Source organism: Amycolatopsis ponsaeliensis (assembly GCF_030182635.1).
GTDB classification, from domain to species: domain Bacteria; phylum Actinomycetota; class Actinomycetes; order Mycobacteriales; family Pseudonocardiaceae; genus Amycolatopsis; species Amycolatopsis ponsaeliensis.
The window spans coordinates 76,428-88,392 of sequence record NZ_JAPZLD010000045.1 but is presented as its reverse complement, the minus strand read 5'-3'; the positions used below and the strand labels follow the sequence as shown (position 1 = coordinate 88,392).

General features: G+C 69.9%; 11 protein-coding genes. 7 read left to right on the top strand and 4 right to left on the bottom strand.

Annotated features, from left to right (window positions below):
* Window positions 1–37 precede the first annotated feature (37 nt).
* Window positions 38–595 (bottom strand): YceI family protein, encoded by a 558-nt coding sequence (locus tag QQ657_RS44480; RefSeq protein ID WP_284748421.1) that lies wholly within the window; start codon window positions 593–595, stop codon window positions 38–40.
* Window positions 596–699: 104 nt separating this feature from the next.
* Between QQ657_RS44480 and QQ657_RS44475 the strand changes: the two genes are divergently transcribed.
* The 4 genes from QQ657_RS44475 (at window position 700) to QQ657_RS44460 (ending at window position 4,905) form a co-directional block, all read left to right on the top strand.
* Complete coding sequence (locus QQ657_RS44475) at window positions 700–1,176, top strand: MarR family winged helix-turn-helix transcriptional regulator (RefSeq protein ID WP_284748420.1); 477 nt, start codon at window positions 700–702, stop codon at window positions 1,174–1,176.
* Between the two features lie 8 nt (window positions 1,177–1,184).
* Window positions 1,185–2,168 carry a glutathione S-transferase family protein gene (locus QQ657_RS44470; protein WP_284748419.1) on the top strand — a complete coding sequence of 328 codons (984 nt, stop codon included), beginning with the start codon at window positions 1,185–1,187 and terminating at the stop codon, window positions 2,166–2,168.
* A gap of 22 nt (window positions 2,169–2,190) precedes the next feature.
* Window positions 2,191–2,973, top strand: a complete 783-nt coding sequence (locus tag QQ657_RS44465; RefSeq protein WP_284748418.1) for an SDR family NAD(P)-dependent oxidoreductase — start codon at window positions 2,191–2,193, stop codon at window positions 2,971–2,973.
* A gap of 102 nt (window positions 2,974–3,075) precedes the next feature.
* Window positions 3,076–4,905 (top strand): DUF262 domain-containing protein, encoded by a 1,830-nt coding sequence (locus QQ657_RS44460; RefSeq protein WP_284748417.1) that lies wholly within the window; start codon window positions 3,076–3,078, stop codon window positions 4,903–4,905.
* Here QQ657_RS44460 and QQ657_RS44455 read toward each other — a convergent pair.
* The gene (locus tag QQ657_RS44455) at window positions 4,878–5,810 is read right to left on the bottom strand and encodes a helix-turn-helix transcriptional regulator (protein ID WP_284748416.1); all 933 of its coding nucleotides are present in this window, start codon (window positions 5,808–5,810) and stop codon (window positions 4,878–4,880) included. The two genes, QQ657_RS44460 and QQ657_RS44455, sit on opposite strands and share 28 nt — an antisense overlap.
* A 61-nt stretch (window positions 5,811–5,871) precedes the next feature.
* Between QQ657_RS44455 and QQ657_RS44450 the strand changes: the two genes are divergently transcribed.
* The gene (locus tag QQ657_RS44450) at window positions 5,872–7,002 is read left to right on the top strand and encodes an epoxide hydrolase family protein (RefSeq protein WP_284748415.1); all 1,131 of its coding nucleotides are present in this window, start codon (window positions 5,872–5,874) and stop codon (window positions 7,000–7,002) included.
* On the opposite strand, the gene QQ657_RS44445 is transcribed toward QQ657_RS44450, so the two are convergent.
* Window positions 6,999–7,502 carry a TetR/AcrR family transcriptional regulator gene (locus QQ657_RS44445; protein WP_434056842.1) on the bottom strand — a complete coding sequence of 168 codons (504 nt, stop codon included), beginning with the start codon at window positions 7,500–7,502 and terminating at the stop codon, window positions 6,999–7,001. The genes QQ657_RS44450 and QQ657_RS44445 overlap by 4 nt on opposite strands.
* The gene (locus QQ657_RS44440; RefSeq protein WP_284748414.1) at window positions 7,435–8,088 is read right to left on the bottom strand and encodes a GNAT family N-acetyltransferase; all 654 of its coding nucleotides are present in this window, start codon (window positions 8,086–8,088) and stop codon (window positions 7,435–7,437) included. Before QQ657_RS44440 ends, QQ657_RS44445 begins: the two co-directional genes overlap by 68 nt.
* A 256-nt stretch (window positions 8,089–8,344) precedes the next feature.
* Here QQ657_RS44440 and rox point away from each other — a divergent pair, with 256 nt between their 5' ends.
* Together rox and helR are read left to right on the top strand one after the other, a co-directional pair.
* Window positions 8,345–9,772 (top strand): rifampin monooxygenase, encoded by a 1,428-nt coding sequence (gene rox, locus QQ657_RS44435; RefSeq protein WP_284748413.1) that lies wholly within the window; start codon window positions 8,345–8,347, stop codon window positions 9,770–9,772.
* Between the two features lie 28 nt (window positions 9,773–9,800).
* Window positions 9,801–11,960: an RNA polymerase recycling motor ATPase HelR gene (gene helR / locus QQ657_RS44430; protein WP_284748423.1), complete on the top strand. Its 2,160-nt coding sequence runs from the start codon at window positions 9,801–9,803 to the stop codon at window positions 11,958–11,960.
* Window positions 11,961–11,965: the final 5 nt, after the last annotated feature.

Here is an 11,965-nt window from a genome sequence, read left to right as displayed (position 1 = left end):
GGGAACCGGAGCTGAGGCCGGTTCCCGCCCGGCGAAGTCAGGCGTTCTTGATCGCGGAGATCTCGAACTCGAGGGTGACCTTGTCGCTCACCAGGACGCCGCCGGTCTCCAGCGCCGCGTTCCAGGTGATGCCGTAGTCCTTGCGGCTGACCGTGGTGGAGCCCTCGAAGCCGATCCGGTCGTTGCCGAACGGGTCCTTGGCGGAGCCCTCGAACTCGAACGGGATGGTCACCGAACGGGTGACGTCCTTGATCGTCAGGTCACCGGTCACCTCGAAGGAGGTCTCGCCGGCCTGCTTGATCTCGGTGGTGGTGAAGGTGATCGTGGGGTACTCGTCCATCGACAGGAAGTCGTTGCTCTTCAGGTGCCCGTCGCGGTCCGCGTTGCGGGTGTCGATGCTGTGCGCCTGGATGGTCACCTGGGCGGACGACTTCTCCGGCGCGTCGCCGTCGATCGTCGCGGTGCCGGTGAAGTCGTTGAAGCTGCCGCGCACCTTGGTCACCATCGCGTGCCGGGCGACGAACCCGATCCGCGAGTGGGCGGCGTCCAGGGTGTACTCGCCGGTCAGCTGGGGGTAGGTGGTCGCGCTGGTCATCTCTTCTTCTCTCCTCGTGGTGGCACCCCCCAGTGATTGAGGGCTCAACAACACTGTACTCAGTTTGACTGGTTGCGCAAGCAAGCTTTCGATAGACTGCCGGTATGGGTGAACTGGCCGCGCTGGACGAGGAGGAAGCCGCCTTCTGGCGGTCGCTGATCCGCATCACCACGGTGCTGCCGCGCGCGCTCGAGGACCAGTTCCTCCCCGAAACCGGGCTCACGAACACCGACTACGGCGTGCTCGTCGCGCTGTCGGAGGCGCCGGACCGCCTGCTCCGCATCTCGGCGCTGGCGGCCACGACCGCGTTGTCGCTCAGCCGGATCAGCCGGGTGGTCGACGACCTCACGCGCCGCGGGCTCGTCGAGAAGCGCCGGTGCGCCGAGGACGGCCGCGCGTCCAACGCCGTGCTGACCGCGGCCGGACTGGCCAAACTGGAGGCGGCCTACCCGAGCCACCTGGTCCGCGTGCGGGCTTCGGTGTTCGACCACCTGGGCACCGGGGACATCCGCACGGCCGGGCCCGTGCTGGCCCGGCTGGCCGCGGCCCTCGAGGCCGCTCCCCCGACCGACGACTGCTGAGGACGCCGATGAGCGACAAGGGCGAGTACAAGCGGGACCTGAACTACATCCCGGACCGCATCACCGCCGACGGCCGCGACGGCTGGCCGGTCGAACCCGGCCGCTACCGGCTGGTCGCCGCGCGGGCGTGCCCGTGGGCCAACCGCGCGGTGATCGTGCGGCGCCTGCTCGGCCTCGAGCCGGTGCTGTCGATGGGCATCGCCGGGCCGGTGCACGACGAGCGGAGCTGGAGCTTCGACCTCGACCCCGGCGGCAAGGACCCGGTGCTCGGCATCGAGCGGCTGCAGGAGGCGTTCTTCAAGCGCGATCCGGAGTACCCGCGCGGCATCACCGTGCCGGCGTTCGTCGACGTCCCCAGCGGCCAGGTCGTCACGAACGACTTCGCGCAGATGACGCTGGACATGTCCACCGAGTGGACCGCCTACCACCGCTCGGGCGCGCCGGAGCTGTACCCGGAGAAGCTGCGCGACGAGATCGACGACGTGGCGCAGAAGGTGTTCACCGACGTCAACAACGCGGTCTACCAGTGCGGGTTCGCCCGCTCCCAGGAGGCGTACGAGCACTCGTACACGAAGCTGTTCACGCGGCTGGACTGGCTATCGGAGCGGCTCGCGGACCAGCGCTACCTGGTCGGCGACACGATCACCGAGGCCGACGTCCGGCTGTTCACCACGCTCGTCCGGTTCGACGCGGTCTACCACGGCCACTTCAAGTGCAACCGGCAGAAGCTCACCGAGCTGCCGGTGCTGTGGGCCTACACGCGCGACCTGTTCCAGACGCCCGGGTTCGGCGACACGATCGACTTCCCGCAGATCAAGGAGCACTACTACGTGGTGCACCGGAACGTGAACCCGAGCGGGATCGTGCCGCTGGGACCGGACGTCTCCGGCTGGCTGACCCCGCACGACCGGGAGCAGCTGGGCGGCCGCCCGTTCGGCGACGGCACCCCGCCGGGCCCGCCGCTCGCCGACGAGCAGGTGCCCACGCTCTGATTTCTTGGCTACGGTGATCGCCATGGAACGCCTGCGTGATCGCCGAGTCCTCGTCACCGGTGCCGGCTCCGGCATCGGCCGCGCCACCACGTTCCGCCTCATGGAGGAGGGGGCGCAGGTCATCGGCACCGACGTCGCCGAAGAGGGGCTGATCGAAACCCAGAAGGCCGCCCCCACGGGTGGTCTGACGACGTACGTCATGGACGTCGCCGACGAAGAATCGGTGGCTTTCGGGGTGACTTCGGCGGTCAACGCGCTGGGCGGGCTCGACGTGGTGGTCAACGCGGCGGGGATCCTGCTGGCGTCGCACACGCACGAGACGTCGCTGGAGCTGTGGAACCGGGTGCTGGCGGTGAACCTGACGGGCACGTTCCTGGTGACGCGGGCGGCGCTGCCAGCCCTGCTCGAGTCCGAGCACGGCGTGGTGGTCAACTTCAGCTCGACGTCGGCGTCGTTCGCCCACCCGTACATGGCGGCGTACTGCGCGAGCAAGGGCGGCATCCAGGCGTTCACGCATTCGCTGGCGCTGGAGTACAGCAAGCAGGGCCTGCGCGCGGTGAGCATCGCCCCGGGCAGCGTGAAGAGCGGCATCACGGACTCGGCGGCGAGCTGGCTGCCGCAGGACATCGACTTCACCTTGTTCGGCCGGCTGTTGCCGATCCTCCCGACGGACCACACGACGGAGGTGGGCAACCCGGTGGCGGGCCCGGAGACGGTGGCGGGGGTGGTGGCAATGCTGGCATCGGACGACGGCAAGTTCATCACGGGCACGGAAATCCGCATCGACGGCGGCACGCACACGTGAGCGGTACCGAGGACAATCGATATCGGTCCTTGACCTTCACCCTGAAACTTTTCGCCGCGTTCTCACGACATAGGGCGGACAGCGAAGAGGACAGGAGCAGACGTGGGCGTTGAGGCCTTCGGCATCGAGAAGGAATTCCTCAAGGACTTGCTGGCGCAGGTCGACCAGGGCGAGACCCAGCTACCCGAGTTTCAGCGCGGATGGGTGTGGCCGGACCGCAACATCGCCAGCCTCATCGCCTCCATCTCACTCGGCTACCCGGCGGGTACCGTCATGATGCTGAAGCAAGGCGGCGAGACGCGTTTCAAGACGAGACCCGTCGAAGGTGCTCTGCCTCCCGCACGGACGACACCCGATCGGCTGATCCTCGACGGTCAGCAGCGGTTGACATCGCTCTACCAGTCGATCTTCCGTAACGCCCCGGTCGAGACACAGGACGTGCGCGGACGGAAGGTCAAGGGCTGGTTCTACCTCGACATGGAACGAGCCGTACTCGACGATGGAGATCGCGAGGACGTGGTCGTATTCGTGCCGGAAAGCAAGGTCCGCCTCGACTTCCGCGGCCGCCCGCTCGTGGATCTTTCGACGCCGGAGAAGGAGTACGCGGCGAGGATGTTCCCCTGCGTCGCGTTGTTCGACTCGATGCAGTGGATGATGGGCTTCTGCCAGTACTCCCCCGAGCTCCAGAGCGACAACTTCAAACTGTGGGGGAAGTTCCAGGAAGCGGTCGTCCAGCGTTTCCTCCAGTACCAGCTCCCCGTCATCGAACTGGGGCGAAGCACTCCGCGGCAAGCGGTTTGCCAGGTCTTCGAGAAGGTCAACACCGGAGGGGTCACGCTCACGGTCTTCGAACTGCTCACGGCGACCTTCGCCGCTGATGACTTCGACCTACGCCACGACTGGGAAGAGCGCCAGGAATCGTGGAACGACAGCAAATACGCGATCCTGGCCAACGTCGCCAACACTGACTTCCTGCAGGCAGTGGCCCTGCTCGCGACCATCGAACGGCGTGCCGCGGCGATCGAGGCAGGGCGGGACGAAGCCAGCGCACCGAGGATCGGCTGCCGCCGCGCCGACATGCTCAACTTGACCTTGGCCGAGTACCGCAAGTGGGCGCCCGACGTGACGATCGGACTAAAGGCCGCGGCACAGTTCCTGCACGCTCAGCACCTTTTTGACACTCGGTTTCTCCCTTACGGCAGCCAACTCATTCCGATGGCGGCGGTATTTGCGACCCTTCGCCAACAAGCGGACACGGTCGGCGCGCGGCAGAAGATCTCCCGCTGGTACTGGTGCGGGGTGTTCGGTGAGCTCTACGGCGGCACGACGGAAACACGGTTTGCCCGCGACGTGCCGGAACTCGTCGGCTGGGTCCGGGGTGCCGAAGCCGAGCCGCGCACGGTACAGGAGGCTCAGTTCTTCTCCAGCCGGCTTTGGTCGCTTCGGACTCGCGGGTCAGCCGCCTATAAGGGACTTTACGCCCTACTCCTCCGGCGAGGTCCGCTCGACTGGTGCACCGGCTCGGACATGTCCGACGAAAACTACTTCGACAACGCCGTCGACATCCACCACGTGTTCCCGAAAGTGTGGTGCGAGAAGGCCGGGTTAGACGCCAACAGGTACAACTCCATCTTGAACAAGACACCGCTGACTGCGCGCACGAACCGCATCATCGGCGGCCGGGCGCCATCCGTCTATCTGCGGAGCCTCGCCAAGAACGCGGAAACGACGGACGAGACGATCGACGGCAACGTTCAATCGCACCAGATCTCGGCGATGGATCTACGGAAAGACGATTTCGAGGCTGTCGTGCATGCGCGCGAACAAGCCCTGATCGCGCTCGTCAGCCAAGCGATGGGCAAGGACGTGCAAACCGACGCACCCACGGAGCTCGACGTTATGAATCAGCACGTTCCAGCGGCCTCGGCGTAGCGCGCGGAGAGCACCCGGAGCCGCTCCGCCAGTTCCGGCGGCGACTCCACTTCGAAGGCGACGTCCAGCATCCCCACCACGAACGCCACAACGTCGTACGAATCGGACGCCAGCTCGAGCCGGCAAGTCCGCTCATCGATCGGACTCACCTCGCCCTCGACCCGCCCGGCCAGCTCCGACGCCGGAGCGAAAACGCGCAGCACCGCCCGCAACGGCCACATCTCGCGCCCCATCGTCCGGGTCAAGTACGCCGTCAAGTCGCCGTCCGGAGGGTCGCGGTGGGTGAACTTCGGCCCGTTCGGGGTGCGCGGCGACACGCGGTCCGCGCGGAACGTGCGCCAGGCCGACCGGTCCGTGTCCCAGCCGACCACGTACCAGCGGCGCCCCCACGACACGAGCCGGTGGGGCTCGACCGATCGGCGGGACGACTCGCCGAAATGGTCCACGTAGTCGAAACGCAACGTCGAAGCATCGCGGATCGCCGCCGACACCGCCGTCAGCACCGCCGGCTCCGCCACCGGCCCCCGCACCGGCAACGCCAGCATGCTCGCCTCCAATGCCGCGACGCGGTTCCTCAAGCGCGACGGCAGCACCCGCGAAAGCTTGCCCAGCGCCCGCTGCGACGCCTCTCCCAGCCCAGACGTGTGCAGGGCGATCGTCACCGCCACGGCCTCGTCGTCGTCCAGCAGCAGGGGTGGCAGCTCGGAGCCGGCGCCGAGGCGGTAGCCGCCCACCGGCCCCATCTCCGCGTGCACCGGGTAACCCAGCTCGCGCAGGCGATCGACGTCGCGGCGCACGGTCCGCGTGGTCACGTTCAACCGCGAGGCCAGCTCCGTGCCGGACCAGTCCCGGGGCATCTGCAACAGCGACAGCAGCCGGAGCAGCCGGCCAGGGGTTTCCCGCATGTCCCGAGCTTCCCAGATGTGTAGGACCGAAACTGTCCTACACCCGCGGGAGGGTGAGCCCATGGATCCCTTCCGCATCGACACCCCGCAGGCCGACCTCGACGAGCTGCACCGCCGGCTCGCCCGCACCCGCTGGCCGGGCGAGCTGCCCGGCGCCGGCTGGGACTACGGCGTCAGCGAGCCCTACCTGGCCGAACTCGTGGAGTACTGGCAGACGAGCTTCGACTGGCGCGCGCAGGAAGCCCGGCTCAACGCCCTCCCGCAGTTCACCACCACCATCGACGGCCAGCGCGTGCACTTCCTGCACGTCCGCTCCCCCGAACCGGACGCGACGCCGCTCATCCTGACCCACGGCTGGCCGAGCACGGTCGCGGACTTCCTCGGCGTCCTCGGCCCGCTCACCGACCCGCGCGCGCACGGCGGCGACCCGGCAGACGCGTTCCACGTCGTCGCGCCGTCGGTGCCCGGCTTCGCCTTCTCCGGCCCGACGAACGACCGCGGCTGGAACACCCGCCGGACGGCCCGGGCGTGGGCCGAGCTGATGCGGCGGCTGGGTTACGAGCGCTACGGCGCCCAGGGCGGCGACTTCGGCAGCATCGTCTCGCCCGAACTGGGCCGCGCGGCGCCGGAGTCCGTGCTCGGCGTGCACGTCAACGCCGTCGCCAACGCCGGTGTCCCGACCGCGCCCGGCGACCTCGAGCGACTGTCCGAAGAGGACCGGAAGCAGGCGCGGGAGAATCAAGCCTGGTGGTACGGCCACTCCGGCTACGCCACGCAGATGGCCACGCGGCCGCAGACACTCGCCTACGCGCTCAACGACTCCCCTACCGGCCAGCTCGCGTGGAACCTGGAGTGGTTCGTGGACTGGGATCCCACCGCGACGAACCAGACCACAGTGGACCGCGACGCGATCCTGACGAACGTGACGATCTTCTGGCTCACCGGCACCGCCGGCTCGGCCGCACGCCTCTACCTGGAGGCGGGCGAGGACGGCTGGGGCGAGCGGCCGGAACCGTCCGGCGTGCCGACGGCGGTGGCGAACTTCCGCGGTGACCACGCGATCCGCGGCCTGGCCGCGCTGTCCAACACGATCACGCGGTGGACGGAGTACGACACCGGCGGCCACTTCGCGTCCCTGCAGGCGCCCGAAGTCCTGGTCGACGACATCCGCGAGTTCTTCCGCGGCCTCTAGGCGGACACGGCACCGTCGAGCAGCGGCCGCAGCTCCGCGACCACCGTGTCCAGCGGCGCGACGTCCTGGTGCGCCCGCGCCAGGACGATCGCGCCCTCCAGCGCGCTGAGCATCAGCACCGCCAGCGACTCGCTGCGGGCGTCGGGCACGCCCAGCTCCGCAAGGGTCGCCGCGACCGGGCGCTGCCAGCCGTCGAACGCCTTGCCGACCGCTGCCCGCAGGTCGTCGCTGGTGGCCGCCGCGTCGGCGACCGTCGCGACCAGCGGGCAGCCCGCGTCGTAGCCCTGCGCGGTGAACTCGTCGCGCCACTGCGCGGCCATGGCCTCGAAGAGCTTGCCGGGCGTCGGGTCCTCGATCTTGGCCGCGACCCGCGCGACGCGCCGGGCGGCGTACCCGCCGGACCACGCGACCGCTTCGGCGATCAGCTGGTCCTTACCGCCCGGGAAGTAGTGCTGCAGGGACCCCCGCGGCGCTTCGGCGTGCGCGACCACGTCCCGCATGCCGGTCGCCCCGACACCGTGGATCCGCACCAGCTGCGCGGCGCTGAGCACCATCCGCTCGCGCGGTGTCCTCGTCATCGGCTGCCTCCTTCATGACGTCCGTCATGGTAGCCCAGTCCGGCACGACCAGGGCGAAGTCCCGTTCGCCGCGTTCGTAGGTGGGCACCGGCCGGAAACCTTGGCGCAGCAACAGCGCTTCGGCCCCTTTGTTGCCCGCCCACACGGTGCCGCGCACCGTCCAGCCCGGGAACTTCCCCGAAGCCCAGAGCCACCGGGCCAGCGCGCTCCCGATCCCCTGCCGCTGCCAGGGATCGGCGACGAGGATCCCGAGCTCGGCCTCGCCCGGCGTCACCGCGACGAAGTTGAGCAGCCCCACCGGAACGCCGCCGCGGGTGGCCAGCAGGGCGGGCGAGCCGGCGAGCAGGAACCGGCCGTAGCGCCGGAAGACGTCGGCCGGTTCGGCCGGGCCGCCCATCATGAAGCGCCGCCGGAGGCTGTCCGGCGAGCAGGCCGCGACCAGTGCGGCCACGCACTCCCGGTCCGCCGGGCGGTCGCCCAGCTCCCGGATTTCTATGACAGCTGTCATGACCTCATGAGACCACAGTGCGACGCGAACCACACTATGACGGCCGTCATAGATCGACGGCGGCGCACAAGTCTGGGACCCTGCGGGATGAGCTGGAGCTGGGAAGACGTCCCGGAACCGGCGGGAGGAATGACCACTCCCCTCCGTAATTAATGTATAGCGCACCCCTGGGCTTGCGGCAAGACCCCCGTAGTGCCGCACAATTCTCGGCCGAAGCCACAACCTGCGGAAACGCGGGGATTTTCAAGGGGGTCTCTTGACTGACGTGATCATCGCCGGCGGCGGGCCGACCGGCGTGATGCTGGCCGCCGAACTGCGGCTGCACGACGTCGACGTGCTCGTGCTGGAACGGGACGCGGAGCCGACGAAGGTCGTCCGCTCGCTCGGCCTGCACGCGCGCAGCATCGAAGTGATGGACCAGCGGGGGCTGCTGGAGCGGTTCCTGGAACTGGGCACGAAGTACCCGGTCGGGGGTTTCTTCGCGGGAATTCCGAAGCCGTCGCCGGACCGGCTGGACACCGCGCACGGCTACACGCTCGGCATCCACCAGCCGGTCATCGACCGGCTCCTGACCGAGCACGCGCTCGAAGCCGGCGCCGAGATCCGGCGTGGCTGCGAGGTGACCGGGCTCGAGCAGGACGACGAAGGCGTCACGGTCGAGCTTGCCGATGGCGAACGGCTGCGGGCGCGCTACCTCGTCGGCTGCGACGGCGGCCGCAGCACCGTGCGCAAGCTGCTCGGCGTCGGCTTCCCCGGCGAGCCCAGCCGGATCGAGACGCTGCTGGCCGAGGTGGAGGTGACCGTCTCGCGGGAGGAGATCGACACCGCGAACATCGAGGTCCGCAAGACCCAGAAGCGGTTCGGTTTCATGCCGGTGGAAGGCGGCACCTACCGCGTCGGGGTTCCCGCCGAAGGCGTCGCCGAGGACCGGCGCACCCCGCCGACGCTCGACGAACTCAAGGAGCAGCTGCGGAAGACCGCCGGGACCGACTACGGCGTGCACTCGCCGCGGTGGCTCTCCCGGTTCGGCGACGCCACCCGGCAGGCCGAGCGCTACCGGGTGGGCCGCGTGCTGCTCGCCGGCGACGCGGCGCACATCCACCCGCCGGTCGGCGGGCAGGGGCTCAACCTCGGCGTCCAGGACGCGTTCAACCTGGGCTGGAAGCTGGCCGCCGAGGTCACCGGCTGGGCGCCGGAAGGACTGCTCGACAGCTACGAGGCCGAACGGCACCCGGTGGCCGAAGAGGTGCTGAACAACACCCGCGCGCAGATGGAGCTGATGCTGCTCGAGCCGGGCCCGCAGGCGGCGCGCCGGCTGCTCGCGGAGCTGATGGACTTCGACGAGGTGAACCGGTACCTCACCGAGAAGATCATCGCGATCGGGATCCGCTACGACTTCGGCGAGGGCCACCCCTTGCGGGGACGGCGCCTGCGGGACGTCGAGCTCAAGCAGGGGCACCTCTACGGGCTCCTGCACGAGGGCCGCGGCCTGCTGCTCGACCAGACCGGCTCGCTTTCGCCGGCGGGCTGGGAAGACCGGGTCGACCACGTCGTCGACGTCAGCGAGGAACTGGACGTGCCCGCGGTGCTGCTGCGCCCGGACGGGCACGTCGTCTGGGCCGGGGAAGACGGCGCGGACCTGTCCGGTGCGCTGCGGAAGTGGTTCGGCGCGCCCACCGCCTGAAACGCCGTCGTCGGAAAACGAAGAGGGAATCTTGTCTCAGGGGTACGAAGAAGAACTGCGGTCCGAACGCGACCACGTCGCCGGGCTGTACGCGCGGCTCGACGCCGAGCGCGCGCGGGTGAAGGGCGAGTACGAGGCGGCGCTCGGCGGCAAGGGCGTGGGCGCCATGGAACGGGATGTCGGCGTGCGCTCGCTCGGCCGGCAGAGGAAGCGGCTGGACGTCGTCGACAACGGGCTCTGCTTCGGGCGGCTGGACGCCGTCTCGGGCGAGCGGTCCTACATCGGGCGCATCGGCCTGTTCGAAGAGGACGACGACTACCGGCCGGTGCTGCTCGACTGGCGGGCGCCCGCGGCGCGCCCGTTCTACACCGCCACCGGCGCGAACCCGGAGGACATGCACCGGCGCCGGCAGTTCCACACGCGCGGGCGGCGGGTGCTCGGGTTCACCGACGAGGACCTCGGCCGTCCCGGCGGTGACGCGCAGGGGGACGCGGCGCTGCTCGCGGCCGTCAACGCGCCGCGCGGTGAGGGGATGCGCGACATCGTCGCGACGATCCAGGCCGAGCAGGACGAGATCATCCGGCTCGACCACCCCGGCGTGCTCGTCATCGAAGGCGGGCCGGGCACCGGGAAGACGGTCGTGGCGCTGCACCGCGTCGCCTACCTGCTCTACACCCAGCGGGAGCGGATGGAACGTCACGGCGCGCTCGTGGTCGGGCCGAACCCGGCGTTCCTGAACCACATCGGGCGCGTCCTGCCGTCGCTGGGCGAGACCGACGTCGTGTTCACCACCACCGGCGACCTCGTGCCCGGCCTGCACGTCACCGCCGAGGACACGCCGGAAACCGCGCGGCTCAAGGGATCGCTGAAGATCCTCGACGTGCTGGCGGCGGCGGTCGCGGACCGGCAGCGGCTGCCGGCCGAGCCGGTGGCGATCGCGCTGAAGGACGTCACCGTGCGGATCGACGCCGCGACCGCGGAGTGGGCCCGGCAGGAGGCGCGCGACAGCGGGCTGCCGCACAACGAGGCGCGGGCGGTGTTCACCGACATCGTCACGTACGTGCTCACCGAACGGGCGATCGGCCGGATCGGCAAGGGCTGGCTGAGCCGGGACGACCGCGACGAGTGGGAAAGCATGCGCAAGGGCCTGCTCGAAGACCTCGCGGGCGACGAGAAGTTCACCGCCGCGCTCGACGAGCTCTGGCCGATCCTGACGCCGGAGGGGCTGCTGTCGTCGCTGTACACGTCGGTCCCGCCGGAGTCGGAGCTGTTCCGGGCCGAGGGTGCCGCGTGGACGGTGTCGGACGTGCCGCTGCTGGACGAGCTGGTCGACCTGCTGGGCCGCGACAAGACGGCCGAGAAAGCCGTGGAGCGAGCCGCGGCGCGGGAGCGGAAGGCCGAGGCCGAGTACGCCGAAGGCGTCTTCCAAGCGATGAAGCTGGACCGGGAGGAGATGGACGAGGACGTCATGCTGTCCGCGGAGAACCTCCTCTACGCCGAGGACCTGGCGGACCGGTTCGTCGAGGTGGACACGCGCACGCTCGTCGAACGCGCGTCGGCGGACCGGGACTGGACCTACCGGCACGTCGTCGTCGACGAGGCCCAGGAACTGTCCGAAATGGACTGGCGGGTGCTGATGCGCCGGTGCCCGGGCCGGTCGTTCACGGTGGTGGGCGACCTCGCCCAGCGCCGGTCGGCGGCCGGGGCGCGGGCGTGGGGCGCGATGCTGGCGCCGTACGTCGCCGACCGCTGGGTCTACCGGTCGCTGACGGTCAACTACCGCACGCCGGCGGAGATCATGGCCGTCGCGGCGGCGGTCCTGGCCTCGTTCGCACCGGACGTCAAGCCGCCCGAGTCGGTGCGCGCGTGCGGCGTCTTTCCGTGGTCGCGGCAGGTCACCGGCGACCAGCGGGCAGCGGCGATCGAGGAGTTCGTCCGGGACGAGGCCGGGCGGGAAGGCACCAGCGTGGTGATCGGGCCGCCGGGGGTGCCGGGCGCGGTACCGGCGGCGGAGACGAAGGGCTTGGAGTTCGACGCGGTCCTGGTGGTGGAGCCGGCGGCGATCCTCGCCGACAGCGCGGCCGACCTCTACGTGGCGCTCACCCGCGCGACGCAGCGGCTCGGCGTCCTGCACGAGGGCCCGTTGCCGGCCGAGCTGACCGGGCTCGCGGAGGTCGTCCGGAGCTAGCCGGG

Coding starts and splice junctions, on each gene's coding strand:
- QQ657_RS44480 (WP_284748421.1), bottom strand. CDS start 595: ATGACCAGCGCGACCACCTACCCCCAGCTGACCGGCGAGTACACCCTG.
- QQ657_RS44475 (WP_284748420.1), top strand. CDS start 700: ATGGGTGAACTGGCCGCGCTGGACGAGGAGGAAGCCGCCTTCTGGCGG.
- QQ657_RS44470 (WP_284748419.1), top strand. CDS start 1,185: ATGAGCGACAAGGGCGAGTACAAGCGGGACCTGAACTACATCCCGGAC.
- QQ657_RS44465 (WP_284748418.1), top strand. CDS start 2,191: ATGGAACGCCTGCGTGATCGCCGAGTCCTCGTCACCGGTGCCGGCTCC.
- QQ657_RS44455 (WP_284748416.1), bottom strand. CDS start 5,810: ATGCGGGAAACCCCTGGCCGGCTGCTCCGGCTGCTGTCGCTGTTGCAG.
- QQ657_RS44450 (WP_284748415.1), top strand. CDS start 5,872: ATGGATCCCTTCCGCATCGACACCCCGCAGGCCGACCTCGACGAGCTG.
- QQ657_RS44445 (WP_434056842.1), bottom strand. CDS start 7,502: ATGCGGGACGTGGTCGCGCACGCCGAAGCGCCGCGGGGGTCCCTGCAG.
- QQ657_RS44440 (WP_284748414.1), bottom strand. CDS start 8,088: ATGACAGCTGTCATAGAAATCCGGGAGCTGGGCGACCGCCCGGCGGAC.